The sequence below is a fragment of the Pseudochryseolinea flava genome, from assembly GCF_003286915.1.
GTDB classification, from domain to species: Bacteria; Bacteroidota; Bacteroidia; order Cytophagales; family Cyclobacteriaceae; genus Ohtaekwangia; species Ohtaekwangia flava.
Window position 1 is genome coordinate 53,816 of sequence record NZ_QMFY01000016.1, and the last position, 18,590, is coordinate 72,405.

Genomic DNA, 18,590 nt, shown 5'->3' on the forward strand with positions numbered 1-18,590 from the left:
CAGCGGTTAGTTTTATCATTTCGTGGCCACGAGGTTAAGGTGCCCGAGGTGGTGCTCACCATGCCACGCATACATGGCGATTGCCTGATCGAGCCGCACGTGTTTCTTAGACTCAGGATGAAAATACTGTCGACTGTAGTCAGCCGCAGGTATTGCCCGTAACAAAGCTACCCATTTTACATGTATTGCTTTCAGCAGGTTTATAGATATTACCGGGTCTAACGCGTTTTCAGGTGTTGTAGACCACGCGCCTTCATTGTAAGGTTTTATCGTCGGAACATCCTCCGTAAGCATGAGCTTGATGCGTACATATGCGTTAAGGTGGCTATCCGGAATGTGATGGATCACTTGAAGCGCAGTCCAACCGCCATCGCGATAGGGTAGTTGAAGTTGCTTCGGCGGTAATGTTTTTACTAGCGTTTCTACTTTAATCGGTAGTGCTTCGATGCGGTCAATGCACAGACTGATTTCATCTGCACGATAACTTTCTTTCGACTTATGCTTACCAATTGGGAAGCGTAGTGCGTCGTCACTACTCATGGAATTCTTCTTTTGCCTTCTTTCGTCTATTCCGAACACGAATGTTGATCATTTCGATGATCATGGAGAATACGATCGCAAAATAGATATATCCTTTTGGCACTTCTTTGCCGAGACCTTCGAGGAAGATCATGAAGCCAATCAAAATCAAGAAGCCTAATGCAAGCACCTCCATGGATGGATGTTTGTGAATGAACTCACTGATGCGGCCTGAGAAGATGATCATGATACCGATGGAGAGGACAACGGCAATAATCATGATGATGATTTCGCTGGTCAATCCAACCGCGGTAAGAATGGAGTCGAATGAGAAAATGATATCTAAGAGAATGATCTGCACGATCACGCCTGTAACTTTTGATTTGCCACTGGCTTCAGGTTGGTCGTCCTCGTCTTCACCTTCCATTTCGTGATTGATCTCACGGGTACTTTTCGCAATCAAGAACATACCCCCGAAAATGAGGATGAGGTCTCGTCCGCTGATGGCGCCATCTTCGGCAATCCAATGGGGAACATTGAACAAGGGTTCGGTGAATTTCATCACCCATGTGATGGTGAGGAGGAGTAGGATTCTAACGCCCATGGCGAGCAGAAGACCCATATTCCGTGTTTTGGCCCTGATCTCAATTGGCAACTTGTTGGAGACAATGGAGATAAAGATGATATTATCAATACCTAAAACAACTTCGAAAAATGTGAGGGTTAACAGGGCAAGCCAGGTTTCCGCGTGAAGGAATATTTCCATGCAGAGGGGTTTCAGAATTTGTTTAAGCTTTAAAAATAGAATAAGTATTGCGATCCACCAAAATCGCAGGGTGCCCAGGATGATTTATATTCACTGTTGCACCTCACTTTTCCAGTAAAAAAGCCGTACATGAATACGGCTTTTCTATTGTTCTTGTTATAAAAATTTCTTGACGTCGGTGTACGGAAGGTTAAAGGCTTCTGCAACAGCCTTGTAAACAACTTCTCCTTCAATCACATTCAGTCCACTACGCAACTCCATGCTTTCTTGACATGCTTTTTTCCAGCCAAGATTAGCCAGTTTAATGGCATAAGGCAATGTTGCGTTGGTAAGTGCAAGGGTAGAAGTGTATGGAACGGCACCAGGCATATTGGCTACACAATAGTGCACAACGTCATCGATGATAAACGTTGGATCTTCGTGCGTAGTAGGTTTACAAGTTTCAATACAACCACCTTGGTCAACCGCCACATCCACTAGCACTGTTCCTGGCCGCATTGTTTTCAGCATATCGCGGGTAATTAGTTTTGGTGCTTTTGCGCCAGGCACCAATACACCACCAATGATGAGATCAGATTCCTTAACCAGTTCGCGAATTGTGTAGTCGTTCGATACGACGGTATGCACATTCTTCGGCATGACGTCATCTAAATAACGAAGCCGATTTAGGTTGAGGTCCATGATGGTTACATCGGCACCCATACCCGCTGCGATTTTTGCAGCATTTGTTCCCACAACACCACCGCCGAGGATGAGCACCTTTGCGGGCTTCACACCAGGGACACCGCCTAACAAGATGCCACGACCTTTCAATGGCTTCTCAAGATATTTAGCACCTTCTTGGATTGACATTCTTCCCGCGACCTCTGACATTGGTACCAGCAACGGAAGACTTCCATCGACGCGCTCAACAGTTTCGTAAGCAAGGCAAACACCTCCACTGGCAACCATGGCTTTCGTTAGTGGCTCGTAAGAAGCGAAGTGAAAATACGTGAATACCAGTTGGCCTTTTTTGATCAGTTTATATTCTTGCTCAATAGGTTCTTTTACTTTCATGATCATCTCTGCAACGTCGAAGATAGCAGCTGCATCAGCCAACAACTTGGCGCCCGCTTTTGCATACTCTTCATCGCTAAAACCACTACCAACACCTGCTGTTTGTTGAACGTAAACGGTGTGTCCACGCTTCACGAGTTCCTGCGTGCCAGCAGGGGTGAGCGCAACACGGTTTTCATTGTTTTTGATTTCCTTAGGAACACCTATTATCATGTTTCAATCGATTTAGTCGTGCAAATATAGCATGGCTTTTTATCGGAAATTCTGACCGATCCAATATGATTTTTTGGCAGAATAAACCTCCGTGATCGAATTTTATTGTCCCTAATTATTTCGATGAATGTGTTTTTACGAAAGAAAATTCGTGACCGCAAAACTTGCGTGTGGTTCACGGTCGCCCGTGTACCGTCGCTTAGCTTTTGAAACCTTAAACTATTGTCTATTTTTGGCTGAACGGTCTAAATAAATCCCACATATTTTGAGCGCAACCAAAGAAGTGAAAGCAAGATTCTCGCAGGTGAAAGTGAAAGAGATTTTATCGGATTACCGCCTGGCTGTAGAGAGTCGTGAAGCCAGTCTTATTGGCCGTAAAGAGGTGTTCATGGGCAAAGCCAAGTTCGGTATTTTCGGCGACGGAAAGGAGCTTGCCCAAATCGCCATGGCGCGTGTATTTAAGAATGGTGACTTTCGCTCGGGATATTATCGTGATCAAACGTTCATGTTTGCTATCGGCGAACTCACCATACAGCAATTCTTCGCTCAACTCTATGCGCATACGGACCTAGAAGCGGATCCATCAACGGCAGGACGATTGATGACGGGACACTTTGGTACGCGCACGCTCGATGAATATGGTAAGTTTAAAGCGTTAAGCGATATCAAAAATAGCAGCGCTGACATTTCACCGACAGCAGGACAAATGCCGCGGTTACTTGGGCTAGCGTACGCTTCTAAGTTGTATCGTCAGAATGATGCACTCCATGCTTATGAAAACTTTTCGAAGAATGGAAACGAGATAGCTTTCGGTACAATCGGAAACGCATCAACTTCCGAAGGAATGTTCTTCGAAGCCATAAACGCTGCAGGTGTATTACAAGTCCCGATGTTGATGTCTATTTGGGACGACGATTATGGGATTTCTGTTCCGCAAGAATATCATACAACAAAAGGAAGTATTTCTAAATTGTTGGCTGGTCTACAGCGAAACGAAAATGAAAAAGGCTTTGAAATTTTCACCGTAAAAGGTTGGGATTACATGGCGCTGGTAGACACCTATCAGAGAGCGGAGAAAGTATGCCGTGAAGAACATGTACCGGTATTGTTGCATGTGCAGGAGATGACACAGCCGCAAGGACATTCAACTTCGGGATCACATGAGCGTTATAAATCGAAAGAGCGCCTTGCTTGGGAAGCTGACCACGATTGCGTTAAGAAAATGCGGGAGTGGATCATCGACGAAGTCAATATTCTACCTGAAGAAGTAGAAGCTATTGAACGCGAAGCAAAGCAAGCCGCGAAAGAAGCGCGTGATAAAGCATGGCGCGCGTTTACAGATGATGTAAAGAAAGATCAGCATATCATCACCGGCATCCTCGATAAAATTGTGGGAGAAGGAAAGTCGTCTGACTCACTTGAGAACATCAAGAATGATCTATTGACGACCATCAATCCGACGCGTCTTGATACGATGAAAGCTGCAAAAAAGGCGCTTCGCTATCTACGAGACGAGTCGAGTGATGCCAAGCTGGAACTTTTAGCATGGCTTGCATCGGCAGAAGGTGATAATTATAGTCGTTACAGTTCACACGTATATAGTGCTTCTGATGACTCAGCGTTTAAAGTGGAAATTGTCCCTGCACAATATAGTGAGTCTTCTTCGATCGTTGATGGAAGAGAAGTGTTGCAAGCGTGTTTCGATGCTGCGTTGACACGCAATCCACTAGTACTCGCTTTTGGTGAAGACGTTGGAAAAATAGGGGACGTAAATCAAGGTTTTGCCGGTCTTCAAGCGAAGCACGGCGAACTGCGTGTTACGGATACCGGTATTCGCGAGTGTACAATTATCGGGCAAGGTATCGGAGCTGCATTACGCGGCTTAAGACCGATCGCCGAAATACAATATCTCGACTATTTCATTTATGCATTGCCAACACTCTCTGATGATTTGGCGTGTTTACAATACAGAACAAAAGGAGGGCAAAAGGCACCCTTGATTATCCGTACGCGCGGACATCGCTTAGAAGGTGTATGGCATGCCGGGTCGCAAATTGGGATGTTGCTCCATAGTTTGCGCGGTATTATGATACTCGTGCCTCGGAATATGACACAAGCAGCAGGTTTTTACAATACGATGTTGCGCGCCGATGATCCTGCGGTCATCATTGAATGTTTGAATGGTTATCGATTGAAAGAAAGAGTTCCAGATAACATTGGAGAGTTTACTTTGCCAGTTGGTGTTCCAGAGGTATTGAAAGAAGGTTCAGATGTAACGGTTGTGACCTATGGTTCTATGTGCCGCGTAGTAATGGAAGCGGCTAATGAACTTGAGCACTTTGGTATTTCTTGCGAAGTAATTGATGTTCAATCGCTGCTGCCATTTGATATTCATCATCGTATTGTTGAATCGATCAAGAAGACAAACCGCGTTATATTTGCGGATGAAGATATTCCTGGTGGAGCGACGTCGTTCATGATGCAGCAAGTCTTGGAGGTCCAAGACGGATATCAATATCTTGATTCAAAGCCAATAACAATTACAGCAAAAGAGCACCGTCCAGCGTACGCATCGGATGGGGATTATTTCTCGAAGCCTAATGCTGAGGAAGTGTTTGAGAATGTTTACCAACTAATGGTAGAAGTAAATCCGCAGCGGTTCCCTTCGTTATATTAGTGACGAGTCGTTATCGGAAATAAAAAAAGGAAAGTAGAGTTGCTTTCCTTTTTTTATTGCAGGCTGTTGAATGTTTTAGGGCCTCAACTCGTCGAGCGTGTAGACTTTGGTTTCTATTACGTTTGATTGGTTAAGAGCTCGATCTACAATGGATATTTCAAATTTGAACAACCTTGGAGAAAGGACGGTAAGAAGTCCGAACGATTTCAAGGAATATGAAAGGTCACCTTCTAATGGTGAATTGGTGTCGTCCTTTAAAACGGGGAATCTACCGTCAAATGGAGAGTAGCATATTTCGTTGTTCTCACTGGACAAGAATATTTCTTCAAATTTATTAGTTGCCACTTGCTCAAGTATTCGTACGTGGTAATTGTTAACATATTTGTTTCGTGTAAAGTAAAGGTTGCCCTTCAAAAGCTTATAGGAGGTTGGTCCAATGGTTGTGTCTTTAAGATGGAATTCATCAGGGACGCGGTCAATATCGCCCATTCGTACCAAGAGCTTCATAAGCCGTCTGTCGCTGCCAATAAGCATGTAGCGATTACAATTGCTACTTGGGTCGAAGGGCGGAAGAACATTGGTGTATTGCGGGTGGGAAGCGAGATCGGACATGACTAACCGTCCAGTCGTATTTCCGAAATCGAGGACTAGTAGATCAGTTCTGGTTGGGAATAGCTTAGGCACAAGGATAGGCTTAATGACACCGTTATCAGCCACATAGGCTTGGTATGTCTGATAGGGAGGTACCGTGTCGCTGTCGTTAAGACCTAAGTCACCGTCGCCATCTCTAAACGATAAATCAATGACGATCGAGTCTTGTACTTCGGAACTCAGGGATTCTGTGAATGTGATGGAGTTCAGCGAAATTTGTGGCACTGTCGAAAATTCTGGCGGGTCGAAGCACGAGCTGATCGAAATGACAATACTTGCAAACAGTATCAATCCCTTTATTGCTTTCATTCTGTATTTTTGATGCTGGACAAGTTACTTAACACTTGGAGACTTTTAAAAGTTTTAAATCGAATTTATACAACGTTAACGCTGACAGCTTCGCGGATATTGCTTTGGCAGTATTTCGTTATCAAGCGGTTCAGAATGCGCCATATCACGCATTTCTCCAGCATCTGGGTGTGAATGTCACTGATGTTCGCAAGATTGACGATATTCCGTTCATGCCTATTTCTTTCTTTAAATCGCAAACGATGATGAGTGGGAAATGGGAGCCGGAAGTAACTTTTACCAGTAGCGGAACTACGGGGGCGCAAACCAGCAGGCACCCAGTACGAGATTTGCAATTCTACCTTCGTCATTCTAAGCGATGTTTCGAGTATTTTTTTGGAGCGCTCACCAACTACAATTTTCTGGCGCTTCTACCTTCGTATCTGGAGCGGTCTGGATCATCGCTGATCGCCATGATGGACTATTTCATTCAAGAAAGCCGTTCTCCGTTTTCGGGTTTTTATCTGTATGATGTAGACCGTTTATTGCGTGACATTGAAGCGACAAAGACTGATGCTCGTAAGACTGTCGTGTGGGGTGTATCATTTGCGCTTACGGATTTAGTCGAACAATTTAGTCCCGATCTTAGCCACTGTTTGATCTTTGAAACTGGTGGCATGAAGGGACGGCGTAAGGAGATGACGCGGTATGAACTTCATGAGAAGTTGACTCGCGCATTTGGTGTACAGCAGATTTATTCGGAATATGGCATGACCGAGTTGTTGTCTCAGGCTTATTTGTTAACTAACGAAGGATTTCAATTGCCACCTTGGATGTCGGTAACAATTCGAGATTTGACGGACCCTTTTGCGAAGGGGTTACAAAGTCAGACAGGCGGTATTAATGTCATCGATCTGGCGAATTGGAACACCATCTCTTTTATTGAGACGGAAGATCTAGGTCGATTGCATCCGAATGGTAGTTTTGAGGTGTTGGGACGAATGGACAATAGTGACGTTCGGGGGTGTAATTTGCTAGTTGGGTAATAAAAATTTCGAACTAACGACTTAAGGCACCTGTTCGTTTGTTTTCTTGATAAGAAATTCTATTTTTGTTTTAATCAAAGCCAGTGAAATGAAAAAGATCGTAGCGTTTGTCCTTCTTGCCGCCTTTATTTCAGCGTGCAGTCAGTATACATGTCCAACGTATACAAAAAAGGAAACTCCTAAGCCTACAAAATCTGCTACACAACAGCGGATCTAAGGTATAGCGATATAGCATCAGATATTCAGGAAACCGTTACTGGTTTCCTTTTTTATTTACACGTCTGAAGTACCAGTACAAAGGAATTCCAGTGCCCGTCAGTGCCAGTCCAAGTACCGAATGAATGATGCTGGTATTTCCTGCGTTGTAATTCGAAATGTCGTTCACCAATGTGATGATTAAAAACGTCGCAGTAAACACGACAAAAATCGCGGGCACGACAGGGTATCCCCAAGCTTTGTAAGGACGCAACTCGTTCGGCATTTTTCGCCGTAGTATAAAAATTCCAAACGCGCTAAGGCCATAGAAAACCCAGCTGATAAATATCAGCATATCGGTCAGCATGTCAAACGAGCCACTAATGATCAATACACACGTCCAGACTGCATGTAGCCAAAGCGCTTTCGCAGGTGTATTAAAAATAGAATGCACGTCGCCGATACTTTTGAAAAACATTCTTTCTTGTGCCATAGCGAAAGAGACTCGTGCCGTCGCCAATATATTCCCATTAGTGGTTCCGAAGGTTGAGATGATCACCATCAGTGCGATCAATGCGCCGCCGATACCACCCAACACAACAGCGATTGCATCTGTGGCCACCATCTCCGATTGGGCAATGCGATCAACGGGAAGGATGTACAAATACGCGAGGTTCATCAACGTGTAAATCAGAATGCAAATCGTTACACCAACAACTAACGCTCTCGGAATGTTGCGCTGTGGATTCTTGATTTCTCCTGCGATGAACGTGATGTTATTCCATCCATCATAACCCCAAAACGCGCCCGACATAGCCATCATGATCGCCATCACTAAAGCCCATCCCTCAGGATGAATGGTGCTGCTGTTTGTGAAGAAGTAGGTACTACTTCCTGCACCCGAAAAAAGTAATCCGAAGATCAATAACAAGATTGCGATAACTTTGATGATCGTCAACACAACTTGCACGTTCCCCGCAGTACGTGTGCTCCTGTAATTTATCCAAGTCAGGAACACGACCACCAAGATCGTTATCGACTTAACGCCAATATTTTCCAGGGGAAAAATCTTTCCGAGATAGGGGATGTGTACGAATATTTCTTGCTCTATCGCTGTTGGAAATCGAGGAAGTATAATGAAGTATTCCGTGTAAATTCCCAGCATGTATGCGATAGATGCGACACCAGCAGTGTTAAAAACGATGAAGCCTGCCCATCCGTAAAGGAACGCAACCATATCACCATACATTTTCTGAAAGAACACATACTGCCCGCCAGTTTCAGGAATCATCGTGGCAACCTCTGCGTTGCTAAGTGCTCCAAATAGTGTAATGACTCCCGCGAAGATCCACACGCCAATCAGTAGCGTAGGTGATCCAAGGACTCCAGCCATGCTTGCTGGCTTCATGAAAATTCCTGAACCAATAATGCCGCCGATAACCATCGACACACTGGTCCACAAGCCGAGCGTTGGAAGGAGGTTTCGATTCGTCATTACATATCAATCAATTTGGCTAACAAGCGATGGAAGTGATGGGTGCCTTTTTCCATCTTCGCCGAGTAACGACCGTGATGATAGAAGCGAGAGCGAATTCCTTTTTGCACTTGTTGTACAACGTCTTCGTCTTCCATTTCAACTTGATGAAGATTCGCACCTGCGCCTTGCCGCAATTTGTTTTCATCCCACACATATGAAAGAAATGAAACTTTGCTTTGCGATGGGGATATTGGTTTTACAACATTGATTGATAGTCCCCATGGATAGAAGTTGAACATCATGTTTGGAAAAATCCAGAAGTAGTAGCCCGCGACTTTTTTACCATAGTCGGGAGAGTTTTCTGGTAGGTCGAACACGTCATCATCGTCTTTGGCCAGTCCGAGTTGCAGTGAAGCGTAAGGATAGAGTTCGGTAGTGTAGTTACCGTAGTCGATTACAGCATTAAGTCCGGCATGAACAAACGGAATGTGAAAACCTTCGAGATAATTTTCGCAGTACAATGCCCAATGTGCATTCACTATATAGTCGCGTGAAAGCTCCGGGCGGAAATGAAAATCCTGCAAGGGAAGCCATGACATTCGCGTTTGCATTTCTTTGAAGAAAGATTCCGCAGGTGCAAGCGGAGAGAGCGATGTGAAAAGAAATTTTCCCCACTGCGATAATGGAACGTTGGTGAGATTGTCAGTCTCCGCAGGAAAGTTTTCGACCTCCTTAAATTCAGGCATCGATAGAAATTTGCCATCAAGTTTGAATCTACGTCCGTGATATTTGCAGCGGAGATCTTTTGTTTTGCATGGGCGCTCAATGATTAGATTCGCGCGGTGTGTGCACACGTTAGAAAGACATCGGATGGCGTTGTCTTGATCGTGCGCGAGAAGGAGAGGTTCGTCTACAAAATTTTCGAGGAAGGTTAGCGGCGTTACCCAGCCTGCTTCTTTAACCCGGTCGGTATCACCCATAAATTGCCAGGTACTGGGAAATAACTTTTGTTGTGTGTATTCGAAATATTCGGTTTGAAGATAAAAATCGGTCGGGATCGTAGTCGCTTTAGCGATATCAGGATGAATATCGAACTTCGGCATAGGCTAATGGTTATATGGCAAAATACAAAAATGAAATTGTAACTGCGATAACGATAATTCGGTGCCTGATGGTGTAGGTGCAAAAAAAGAATGGCATCGATTAAATCAATGCCATTCTTTCGTGTTTTATCAAGCTGCGAATCTATTGAATTTCCTTCAACGCGGCTTCAAGTTCAGGTTGAATTTCTGGTGCTTTCAAAATACTACGCAACCCATCAACCATAAAGTTTGGTACTTTCTCAGCACGCGCAATCTTGCCTTTAATTTCAGTAATCATCTCAAGTGCATTGTCTTTGCCCTCTAAATCAGCGGTGCTTTTAACCTTCTCTTCCAATGCTTCCCAGGGATTCAGCTTTGCCGTTTGTTGCTTTTGTTGAGCAATTTGCTTTTGTACTGCGTTGAACCTTCCTGTAATACATTGGTTGTATTCGTCGATAATGCGATCGAGGTCGTTGCGTGAAAATTCACCAGCCTCGATGCGTTGACTAAGCGATGGGCAATCCTCTAGAAAATTGCGTAAGGTCTTCTTAAAAGTAAGGTTCGGTACCTCTACCCCTTGACCGCCTTTCTTTTGGAGGTAGCGACCATCATAACCTGTTTGATTTTCCAACTGAAATGCGAGCAGCGATAAGAATCCTTCCCTGACAACCTTCATGAAAGTATAGCCAGCAGGACCTTTGGCGGGTACATATTTTTCGTTTTCGAACATGACCATTTTCACTTGGAAGAGGCTAAGGTTGTTTTTCTTCTTGTCTGCAGTGGTAACCTGTACCTTTTTCTCCACTCCGAAATTGAACATCTTTACTTTTCCGGCGAGGCTGTCGCCTTTTACGGTAATCACATAATCTTGAGCCGAAAGGCTTGTGCCGATGGCAAAAATGAAAAGAGCAGTTAAAAGCGACGTGGCGCGCATAGTTCTCATTGTAATAGTTTTGACCAAATAAAGAATAAACGCGCTATGATGCAATCTATTTCTGTCGACCTTTTCTTTCTTCTTGGCGATACAAAACCTTTAAAAAAGCGCTCTTCGAATTATATTTGCGCCCTTATCAGTCTATTATGGTCAAATACAATCCGAAGATCTGGTTCTCAATCATCTTCCATTCCTATAGCAAGCACGTTTTAAAAACACTATTGCCGGCCCTGGCCATGTTGGCTGGTTTCAGCGCCTTTGTTTGCTATTTGATCTTGGACTATTTCGCATTTCAGCCTCACGAATTTCAAGGCTCAACAACGGTGCACTCGTTATTGGGTATCGTACTCGGTTTGTTCTTGGTTTTTCGTACGAACTCAGCCTACGATCGTTGGTGGGAAGGCCGAAGATTGTGGGGAGGATTAGTGAATAGTACACGTAACCTTGCACTGAAATTGAATGCCTATATCGAACCACAAGACTTGGAAGAGCGTACCTGGTTTGCAAAGATGATATCGAACTTTATTTATGCTACCAAGGAGAGCTTACGACAAGGTGTACAGCTATCTGAATTAGACCCTCCGCATGAGACGTTCCTTCAGGAATTGAAAGCGGTTAAGCACAAGCCTAACAATATCGTCGGACAGATTTATACGCGGATCAACACGCTGTATCGCGCGGGTAAATTCACGGGCGATCATTTAATTAATGTTGATAAAGAATTAAAAGACTTCATCGACCTGATGGGAGCATGCGAACGTATCCGGAATACGCCGATTCCATATTCCTACTCCATGTTCATGAAGAAATTTATATTCATTTATCTTGTAACGCTTCCTTTCGGTTTCGTAACCACATTTGGGTATTTCACCATTGCCACAGTGATTCTCGTAGCCTTTATCTTGTTGAGCGTGGAGTTGATCGGTGAGGAGATTGAAGATCCTTTTGGTCGAGACGTAAACGACTTGCCGACAGACGAACTTGCCAAGAAGATCAAGGACAATGTGAAGGAAATTTTATCTGTACGTTAAGCTGGAGCTTGGTTCTCTGAGGACTATTGTACTTGTATGGGGTTAACGAAGCGCTGAATAAATGCCATACATAATGATCATCAAGATCATGACGCCGTACATGATAAGGTCCACACGCACATAAGCGCGATACTCTTTATACAATTCTCGGATTTTTTTAATCATTTCAATGGTAAAAGTAACCATTTCAAACGGTATCCGTCAGAAGGGGAGTTGTCTACGCAAATAAATTTACGTGAGCTATAGGGGGGCGCATCAAGTCGATTGTCTGTAGTTCGTTTTAAACCTCATAAAATGATCCGATTTTTAACCGTTCTAACATTTGTACTACTAAGTTTTACTGCTCGATCGCAGCAGAAAGTAACCATCAATGGTTATGTTAAGGATGCCGCCAATGGTGAAGAACTCATTGGTGTAGGTGTCTACATTCCTCAACTTAAGGCAGGTACAGTGACCAATGCTTATGGATTTTACGCCATAACTGTGCCACCTGGCTCTTACGAAATTGTTTTTAGCTATATGGGCTACACGCCTTACACCTACAAGGGTGAGCTTACCACCAACGTTTCTCAAAACATCGAAATGGAAACAGAAGCCAAGGTGATCCAAGAAGTAGTCGTCACTGAAAAACGCGTCGATGAAAATGTATTTGACGTTCAGATGAGTAGAAATACAGTCGACCTGGCGCGTATCAAAAAGTTGCCAGCACTTTTTGGTGAAGTGGATATTATCAAAAATGTGCAGATGTTGCCTGGCGTTGTTTCCGCAGGTGAAGGAACGTCAGCTTTCTTCGTTCGCGGTGGAAGTGCCGATCAAAACTTGATCTTAATCGACGAAGCACCGGTTTACGACCCTTCTCACTTGTTTGGTTTGTTCTCTGTATTCAATGCCGACGTGATCAAAGATTCAGATCTTTACAAAGGCGGCATACCTCCACGTTTTGGTGGACGACTTTCGTCTATTCTTGACGTGAGAACGAAAGATGGTAACAACAAAAATTTTGGTGTTACCGGTGGTATTGGTACGCTTGCAACGCGCGTTGCTGTTGAGGGTCCGTTAAAAAAAGAAAAGAGCTCGTTCATTCTCTCTGGACGTCGTTCTTATGCCGATATTTTCTTGAAAGCATCTGGTGAAGAAACGGATATATACTTCTACGACATCAATGCGAAAGTAAACTGGCGACAAAGCAATAAGAATCGATTTTTTGTGGCAGCCTATGCCGGTCGCGATGTGTTGAAACTCGATGATCAATTCGGTTTTGGTTGGGGTAACATGACGGCTACTTTCCGATGGAACCACTTGTTCAATGATAAGCTGTTTTCTAATATTTCTGTGATCGGAAGTAACTTCGACTACAAGCTTGAGATTGAAGATGAAGTGCAAGGATTCAAATGGACATCAAACCTTCAAGAACTCAGCATGAAAGCTGATCTTTCTTATGCGATTAGCGCTAACAACGAGCTTTCTTTTGGATATCATCTCACAGGAAGAAGATTTTCTCCTGGCGAAATAGGTCCGAACACAGAAGGGTCCATGTTTACGGAATTGAAGCAACAGCACATGTATGCGCTCGATCATGCGCTATACATCGGGAACCAGCAGCGCGTAAATGATCAGTTGAGCTTCGACTATGGCGTACGCTTATCGATATTCCAAAATATGGGCAAAGGCTATGTGTACAAATACGAAGATCCTCAAGATCCAATCGGTAAAAACAGAACGGATACGCTGCACTATGATGGCTGGGAAACAATCAAGTCGTACGTGAACCTAGAGCCACGTGTTGGTATTCGCTACATGTTCAAAGAGGGGCAATCACTTAAGTTGTCATACAATCGCATGGTGCAGAATACGCATCTTGTGTCCGCGTCAACAGTTCCTGTTCCGTTCAATACATGGAATCCAAGTAACTACTATCTCAAACCACAAATTGCCGATCAATTTGCCGTCGGGTATTTCAGAAACTTCAAAGACAATATGTTTGAAGCGTCAACGGAAGTGTTTTACAAAGACATCAACAACGTGACTGACTTTGCCGACAATGCAGATCTTTTCTTCAACGAAGATTTGTCGACAGAGTATCGCCAGGGTGATTCATGGGCATATGGTGCCGAGTTCATGGTTAACAAAACTTCAGGAAGATTGACGGGTATGGTGAGTTATACGCTTTCAAAAGTAGAGCGTAAAATTCCAGAGGTGAATGGTGGAAAAACATTTGATGCGAACTACGATCGACGAAATTCCTTAAATATTCAAGCAGCTTACGATCTTAACCCGAAGTGGACTTTTGGAGCGTCGTTTACCTACAACACGGGAAGACCTATTACGCTGGGTTCAGGTAAATGGGAGTACGGTCAATATAATCCTGATATCATCACGGAACGTAACGGTTATCGTTTGCCTGACTTTCATCGTTTGGATTTATCGGCAACACTCACGCCGAAAAAGAATGCCAATCGCCGATGGAAAGGACAATGGATCTTTGCGATCTACAATGTGTACAACAGAAAAAATCCTTTTACAATCTATACACGCACGAAGCAGGATGATGACGGAAACATCATTGGTGATGGACGTCAGAAAGAAGCGCGTCTCGTATATCTTTTTCCAATTCTGCCTTCCGTTACTTACAACTTTAAATTCTGATCTTGTTTATGAAAAGTATAACCTATATTCTCTCAGCAATCATTGGTGCAGCGGCGCTTTCTGGATGTCAGGAAACAGTTCAGCTGGACTTGAAACAAACACCTCCGAAAGTTGTCATCGAAGGTCAGGTAACCAATCATCCGGGCTATCAGTCGGTCAAGATATCGCGTTCTGTTGACTTCTACTCGTCTGGACAATCACCCCGCATTACCAATGCTACTGTAATCGTTACGGACAGCGACGGCAATGAAATTGAGTTTGTTCATAATCCAAATAATCACCCCGATTCAGCAGGTGTCTACATTCCATCACCATCTTTTGTTGGTGAAATTGGGAAGACGTATTCGCTCCGTGTGTCAGTAGGCAGCGAAATTTTTGAAGCTAGTGATAAGATGGTGAGTGTGATTGATATGGATAGTCTAAAATATCGTATCAACGAAGACGAGCGTGAAGATCCGAAAACCGATGGTAAATTCTATGAATTGTTGATGTACGCGAAAGAGCCCCAAAACGAATCAAATTTTTACCTATTTAAGTTCTATCGTAATGATTCACTAACGACCTATGGCGATACAGACATCTACTACAGTGACGATAAATATTTGGCTGAAAATATAGATGGTGTTACGTCGCCGATCTATTATGCGCCGCAAGACAAGGGTAAAGTCGAGATGTATAGCTTGTCACGTGTGGGCTATGTATTCTTCAATGATTTATCAACCTTGTTGAACAATGATGGCGGCGGCATGTTTGGTCCGATACCATCAACACCACGCACAAACCTTACCAATGGTGCCTTGGGATTCTTCCAGGTAAGCGCGGTGAATAGCATTGAGATCACCGTGGAGGAATAAGTTTCCTAAAAAGTTGCATTTCACGAAGGGGAGTTTCATCTTTCATTAGCAAAATTTGCCAATGAAAACGAGACTCTCCTTTTTGTTTTTAATGCTTTCGTGCTGCATCCTGCAGGCGCAAGACATTCTCGAGAACAACCCACCTTCACTTCGATGGTATCAAGTCAACACGGATCATTTTCGCGTATTGTATCTAAAGGGCTTCGAAGTCCAAGCACAACGGATGGCCAATACGCTGGAATCATTGCATGCTGCAGAAGCTAAGTCATTAGGACCGATACCAAGAAAAATTACCGTGTTGATGCAAAATCAATCGTCGGTATCGAATGGTTTTGTGTCGATGTTTCCAAGACGTTCGGAGTTTTATACAATGCCACCTCAGGACTATAATTTTCTGGGGACCAACGACTGGTTGAATTTATTGGCAACGCACGAGTATAGGCATATTGTGCAGTATCAACATGCGCGTCGTGGGCTAACCAAGGGTGTATATTACTTATTCGGAAATCCGACTTTTGCGGCTGTTGCGCAGATGGCAGCGCCGCCATGGTTTTGGGAGGGTGATGCAGTAGCTACCGAGACGGCGTTCACGCCAAGTGGACGTGGTAAGATTCCTAACTTTGGGCTCGTATTCAAAAGCAATCTGATGGAAGGCCGAACCTTTCATTACAACAAACAACACCTTCGATCTTACAAACATTTTATTCCTGACCACTATGTATTGGGTTATCACATGGTGAGTTACCTAAGGAAAAAGACAAATGATCCGGAGATTTTTGGAAAAATTACGCGACGTTCCTGGAACATGCCTTTTATTCCATTTGCGTTTTCAAATGCGATCAAGAGAGAAACCGGAATGACCGTATCGGCGCTTTACCGCGATATGGCCGCTAGTCTTAAGGCAGAATGGAAAAACGAAATTGAATCGCGTAAGATATCGACGTTTGAAAATGTGAATGTTCGGCGTACGAAAGCATACACAGACTATCTTTATCCGCAGCCACAATCCGATGGAAGTGTGATTGCCTGGAAAAAAGGTATTGGCGATATTGATCAATTCGTCAGGTTAAAGGATGGTGAAGAGAAGCACATCTTTACACCGGGATTTGTAAATGAATCCGGTATGCTCTCAGCGCATGCTGATGCTATCCTCTGGAATGAATTTGGATATGATCCGCGATGGCGCGCTAGAAATTATTCGCTTGTAAAAATCTACGAAACGAAAACGCATAAGAAGCGCGTCATTGGTGGAAAACGTGAGCGACTTGGCAGTGCTGTCTTGTCGGCGGACGGATCGAAAATTGCCGCGGTCCGCACAACCACGGATTACAAAACCTCCGTAGTTGTTTTCGAATTGTTTACAGGTAAACAAATCTTTGAGTATAGCGTAGAAGGAGAATTCTATGCAATGCCACGATGGTCTCCTGACGGAACTAAAATTGTTGTCCTCAGAACAACAACACAAGGCAAGACGATCTCTGCGATCGACGTGAATGCAAATACGATTTCCGATTACCTGCCCATCACGCATGAAAACGTCGGTCACCCAGTATTGCATGGGACATATTTATTTTTCAATTCACCTATCAGTGGTGTTGATAATATCTATGCTTTGGATTTATCCAACAAACAACGCCTACTGGTCACCAATAGTAAATATGGCGCCTACAACCCGGCGATCTCTGCCGATGGAAAACACGTTTACTACAATGACCAATCTAAGGACGGGATGGATATTGTGCGGATCCCTTTTGATCCGACTGCGTGGGCAGTTTTTAATGAGTATGCACGACCATCATCATTGGCGAGTACGCTCGTAGAACAAGAGCACCACCAACATATTTTAGACAGTGTTCCACAAAATCAACTGTCAGCAAAGCGGTATACGAAGATTAGCGGTCTACTCAATCCTTATAGTTGGGGATTCAATGTGTTGAGTAATGATTTTTCACAACTACTCTTTGGTATTACTTCACGCGATTTATTGAGTACAACACAGATTACTGCAGGTTATGTATATGACAGCAATGAGCGCACGGGCTTGATTCGTGCCGGTGTAAGTTATCAGGGTTTGTATCCGATCATTGATTTGACGGTAGAAACCGGAGATCGAGATACGGATCGTTCATTCTATAAGTACGACGCGGAACAAATTGGCAGAAGAACCGATATCAAAACGACGTGGAATGAAACAACCGTGGAAGGGGGGATACGCGTTCCGTTGGTATTGACCAACTCAAAATATATGCAGGACTTGTCTATCGGTACTGCTGTTGGATTAACCCGATCTATAGATTATGAAAACTCAATCTATGAAGGGGATAAACTCATTTATCAAGGGCCATCACGCATTGCAATCTTCAATGACTCACTACGATTCATTTACAAGGATGACCTTAATAACGGAGATTTAATCTACAATCGAATATCGCTTTCGTACGCGCATGTGATGAAAACAAGCTATCGCGATTTTCTATATCGATGGGGACAAACATTTTCTGCCGACGTGATGCACACACCGTTTGGCGGCGATTTTCAAGGTTACTTGTGGGCGGTTAGGTCCACATTGTATTTTCCCGGGATCTTAAAACATCACTACTTATATTTTAGAGGCGGGTATCAAGAGAGTCGTCAAGGTGTTGAAGGTGATTTGTATACCTTCAGAAATCGAATTTCTAAACCACGTGGCTATGCGTATCCCGCTGACGAAAAATTTGCGTCACTGTCGGCAAACTATGCTTTTCCATTATGGTATCCAGATGTTAGCATTGGACCTTTGCTGAATATTCAACGAATTAAGGCGAATGCTTTTGTTGATTATGGTAATGGGAGCGGATACCGCTACTTCTATCATACGTCGGAACCTGAAGTTTACGTTAGTTTAACGGATGCCAAGTACCTGTCGACAGGTGCAGAAGTGACTGTTGACTTCAACGTGATGCGCCTTACGCAGAAATTTGAATTAGGTTTTCGTGCAACCTATCTCGCGCAAACAAATCGATATCATCCTAACACCGGCATGGTCTACGAGTTTTTGATTGGGAATATCGGATTCTAACTTGAAAATCCTGTTTTATACCCTATTTTTGGAGGCCTAAGGAGAAAACAAGCTCTTGCAAAGGTTTGCAGAGGCGTTTTTTTTGGTGATCTATAAA

14 protein-coding genes are annotated in these 18,590 nt (G+C 43.7%); 6 read left to right on the forward strand and 8 right to left on the reverse strand.

The window, feature by feature from the left end:
- Positions 1–15: 15 nt before the first annotated feature.
- From DQQ10_RS22945 to ald, 3 genes are all read right to left on the reverse strand, one after another.
- Entirely contained in the window at positions 16–540 is a 525-nt protein-coding gene (locus tag DQQ10_RS22945) for a YfiT family bacillithiol transferase (protein ID WP_112749274.1), read from the reverse strand.
- Positions 533–1,285, reverse strand: a complete 753-nt coding sequence (locus tag DQQ10_RS22950; RefSeq protein ID WP_112749275.1) for a TerC family protein — start codon at positions 1,283–1,285, stop codon at positions 533–535. Before DQQ10_RS22950 ends, DQQ10_RS22945 begins: the two co-directional genes overlap by 8 nt.
- Before the next feature lie 156 nt (positions 1,286–1,441).
- Positions 1,442–2,554: an alanine dehydrogenase gene (ald, locus tag DQQ10_RS22955; RefSeq protein WP_112749276.1), complete on the reverse strand. Its 1,113-nt coding sequence runs from the start codon at positions 2,552–2,554 to the stop codon at positions 1,442–1,444.
- A gap of 265 nt (positions 2,555–2,819) precedes the next feature.
- On the opposite strand from ald, the gene DQQ10_RS22960 reads away from it, so the two are divergent.
- The gene (locus DQQ10_RS22960) at positions 2,820–5,231 is read left to right on the forward strand and encodes an alpha-ketoacid dehydrogenase subunit alpha/beta (RefSeq protein ID WP_245970510.1); all 2,412 of its coding nucleotides are present in this window, start codon (positions 2,820–2,822) and stop codon (positions 5,229–5,231) included.
- 75 nt (positions 5,232–5,306) lie between these two features.
- Here the strand turns inward: DQQ10_RS22960 and DQQ10_RS22965 are convergent, their stop codons facing one another.
- A complete protein-coding gene (locus DQQ10_RS22965; protein ID WP_112749277.1) occupies positions 5,307–6,191 on the reverse strand; it encodes a hypothetical protein in 885 nt (294 codons plus the stop codon).
- A gap of 35 nt (positions 6,192–6,226) precedes the next feature.
- On the opposite strand from DQQ10_RS22965, the gene DQQ10_RS22970 reads away from it, so the two are divergent.
- Entirely contained in the window at positions 6,227–7,216 is a 990-nt protein-coding gene (locus DQQ10_RS22970; protein ID WP_112749278.1) for a long-chain-fatty-acid--protein ligase, read from the forward strand.
- Positions 7,217–7,469: 253 nt separating this feature from the next.
- On the opposite strand, the gene DQQ10_RS22975 is transcribed toward DQQ10_RS22970, so the two are convergent.
- The 3 genes from DQQ10_RS22975 to DQQ10_RS22985 all read right to left on the reverse strand — a co-directional run bounded on the left by DQQ10_RS22975 (position 7,470) and on the right by DQQ10_RS22985 (position 10,913).
- Positions 7,470–8,906 carry an APC family permease gene (locus tag DQQ10_RS22975; protein ID WP_112749279.1) on the reverse strand — a complete coding sequence of 479 codons (1,437 nt, stop codon included), beginning with the start codon at positions 8,904–8,906 and terminating at the stop codon, positions 7,470–7,472.
- Entirely contained in the window at positions 8,906–9,991 is a 1,086-nt protein-coding gene (locus DQQ10_RS22980; RefSeq protein WP_112749280.1) for an aromatic ring-hydroxylating oxygenase subunit alpha, read from the reverse strand. Before DQQ10_RS22980 ends, DQQ10_RS22975 begins: the two co-directional genes overlap by 1 nt.
- 142 nt (positions 9,992–10,133) lie before the next feature.
- Complete coding sequence (locus tag DQQ10_RS22985) at positions 10,134–10,913, reverse strand: hypothetical protein (RefSeq protein ID WP_133259737.1); 780 nt, start codon at positions 10,911–10,913, stop codon at positions 10,134–10,136.
- 137 nt (positions 10,914–11,050) lie between these two features.
- Between DQQ10_RS22985 and DQQ10_RS22990 the strand changes: the two genes are divergently transcribed.
- Positions 11,051–11,935 (forward strand): bestrophin family protein, encoded by an 885-nt coding sequence (locus DQQ10_RS22990; protein WP_112749282.1) that lies wholly within the window; start codon positions 11,051–11,053, stop codon positions 11,933–11,935.
- 42 nt (positions 11,936–11,977) lie between these two features.
- Here the strand turns inward: DQQ10_RS22990 and DQQ10_RS28330 are convergent, their stop codons facing one another.
- Positions 11,978–12,100, reverse strand: coding sequence for a hypothetical protein (locus tag DQQ10_RS28330; RefSeq protein WP_262511778.1), 123 nt, complete (start codon positions 12,098–12,100; stop codon positions 11,978–11,980).
- Between the two features lie 129 nt (positions 12,101–12,229).
- On the opposite strand from DQQ10_RS28330, the gene DQQ10_RS22995 reads away from it, so the two are divergent.
- The 3 genes from DQQ10_RS22995 to DQQ10_RS23005 all read left to right on the forward strand — a co-directional run bounded on the left by DQQ10_RS22995 (position 12,230) and on the right by DQQ10_RS23005 (position 18,493).
- Positions 12,230–14,581: a TonB-dependent receptor gene (locus DQQ10_RS22995; RefSeq protein WP_112749283.1), complete on the forward strand. Its 2,352-nt coding sequence runs from the start codon at positions 12,230–12,232 to the stop codon at positions 14,579–14,581.
- A gap of 8 nt (positions 14,582–14,589) precedes the next feature.
- Positions 14,590–15,435, forward strand: coding sequence for a DUF4249 domain-containing protein (locus tag DQQ10_RS23000; RefSeq protein WP_112749284.1), 846 nt, complete (start codon positions 14,590–14,592; stop codon positions 15,433–15,435).
- Between the two features lie 61 nt (positions 15,436–15,496).
- Positions 15,497–18,493 (forward strand): TolB-like translocation protein, encoded by a 2,997-nt coding sequence (locus DQQ10_RS23005; RefSeq protein WP_112749285.1) that lies wholly within the window; start codon positions 15,497–15,499, stop codon positions 18,491–18,493.
- Positions 18,494–18,590: the final 97 nt, after the last annotated feature.

Bases quoted from the DNA above. Each gene is read 5' to 3' on its own strand.
- DQQ10_RS23005 (WP_112749285.1), top strand. From the start codon at position 15,497: ATGAAAACGAGACTCTCCTTTTTGTTTTTAATGCTTTCGTGCTGCATC.
- DQQ10_RS22985 (WP_133259737.1), bottom strand. From the start codon at position 10,913: ATGAGAACTATGCGCGCCACGTCGCTTTTAACTGCTCTTTTCATTTTT.
- DQQ10_RS22945 (WP_112749274.1), bottom strand. From the start codon at position 540: ATGAGTAGTGACGACGCACTACGCTTCCCAATTGGTAAGCATAAGTCG.
- DQQ10_RS22990 (WP_112749282.1), top strand. From the start codon at position 11,051: ATGGTCAAATACAATCCGAAGATCTGGTTCTCAATCATCTTCCATTCC.
- DQQ10_RS22975 (WP_112749279.1), bottom strand. From the start codon at position 8,906: ATGACGAATCGAAACCTCCTTCCAACGCTCGGCTTGTGGACCAGTGTG.
- ald (WP_112749276.1), bottom strand. From the start codon at position 2,554: ATGATAATAGGTGTTCCTAAGGAAATCAAAAACAATGAAAACCGTGTT.
- DQQ10_RS22995 (WP_112749283.1), top strand. From the start codon at position 12,230: ATGATCCGATTTTTAACCGTTCTAACATTTGTACTACTAAGTTTTACT.
- DQQ10_RS28330 (WP_262511778.1), bottom strand. From the start codon at position 12,100: ATGATTAAAAAAATCCGAGAATTGTATAAAGAGTATCGCGCTTATGTG.
- DQQ10_RS23000 (WP_112749284.1), top strand. From the start codon at position 14,590: ATGAAAAGTATAACCTATATTCTCTCAGCAATCATTGGTGCAGCGGCG.
- DQQ10_RS22950 (WP_112749275.1), bottom strand. From the start codon at position 1,285: ATGGAAATATTCCTTCACGCGGAAACCTGGCTTGCCCTGTTAACCCTC.
- DQQ10_RS22965 (WP_112749277.1), bottom strand. From the start codon at position 6,191: ATGAAAGCAATAAAGGGATTGATACTGTTTGCAAGTATTGTCATTTCG.
- DQQ10_RS22980 (WP_112749280.1), bottom strand. From the start codon at position 9,991: ATGCCGAAGTTCGATATTCATCCTGATATCGCTAAAGCGACTACGATC.